Raw genomic sequence first — 1,216 nt, 5'->3', positions numbered from 1 at the left:
AGCCTATCTGACCCGGCACCGATTGTCTAGTCATATGTGATACAGAACACTAGAGTCGCCGCAGATGCACGGCGAATAGCGTGCCGATGGGGTGCGCCGTCGGCGGACGGCACCCACCAATTCGCTGACCGCAATTTGAAAGAGGCACAGGCTCGCGGAGGCTTGGCCCTCTTGGTCTCGCCGGATCAGGACGTGCTCGTCGTGACGGGCGAGCTGCCAAAGGAAACCCGCGATCGTTCGTCCGGCGCCCGCCCGTACAATCGGACCAAGGGAAGGCGTTCGCCCAGGAGGACCGCTATCGCCCACCTCGAGGAGCTGACCAAAGGCGCCACGGTCGCCGGCATCACGCCAGATGCTCTGGTGACGGTGGTTGACGTCCAGTGGCGCGGCTCAACCGCGGTCGAGCTGACCTACAAGACGGCTGCCGGCCAGGTCGCGAGGAAACTCCTCTTCCGCGACGACGAACCCAGGATCGAAATCGCCGAGGCCGGCCGACCTTGGGCGTTTGATGGCGACGGCGAGACCTTCCGCCTGGTCGCTGAAGCGAAGCGGATCGACCTGGCCTACCTCTTCGACCCATATGTCGCCGTCACAACGGCCCTCGTCGAGCCGCTGCCGCACCAGATCACGGCCGTCTACGAGGAACTCCTGACACGCCAGCCGCTCAGCTTTCTCCTCGCCGACGATCCGGGCGCCGGCAAGACGATCCATACACGTTAGCCTCCAGATCACCTACGACGACGCGGTTAGTAACGCTCATCCTCAGGCCGTGAGGCGGGCCTAACGGGACAGGTCCGGCTCCAGGTTCATCCGGAAGCGGTGTTCCGAGGCGAGCACGTCTTGAATGGCGAAGGCCTCCTCGACGGTCAGGTGCCCGAGGCCGACGGCCTCAACGATCGTCGCCCTCGTCGTGATAACCGGCCGGTCGGGCAGTCGCTCATGCGCGAGCCGACCGAAACGGCGGCGCTCGTCCGAGGCCACTGTCCATCCCCTGGCGATGGCGATGGCCAGACATGCGGCTTCACCCTTACCGATTCGCTCGCCGAGCAGGCCCGTGTACTCCGTCAGCTCCCTTATCTCGACCAATTCGACAGCGTGCAGGTGGCCGCTGTCGAGGGCCTCAAGCAGTCGGACGCGTTGGTCGGTCCACTGAATCTCGCCGTCGACCTCAAGTGGGACGTGGATCCGATAGTCGAGACGGCGGGCAAGCAGGTCG

Annotated in this window: 1 protein-coding gene and 1 pseudogene; both read left to right on the top strand. The window is 64.8% G+C overall.

What is annotated here, in order from left to right; genetic code table 11:
- The first annotated feature begins 297 nt into the window (after positions 1 to 297).
- Positions 298 to 708: pseudogene (locus IVW53_16120) on the top strand (RNA helicase).
- Positions 709 to 819: 111 nt separating this feature from the next.
- The coding region (locus IVW53_16115) for a hypothetical protein (GenBank protein MBF6607085.1) at positions 820 to 1,216 on the top strand (397 nt) is incomplete at its 3' end.

This window comes from Chloroflexota bacterium, from assembly GCA_015478725.1.
Lineage (GTDB): Bacteria > Chloroflexota > Limnocylindria > Limnocylindrales > CSP1-4 > C-114.
Note: the sequence above shows the minus strand (reverse complement) of the source record. Positions and strands in the feature narration are given on the sequence as shown.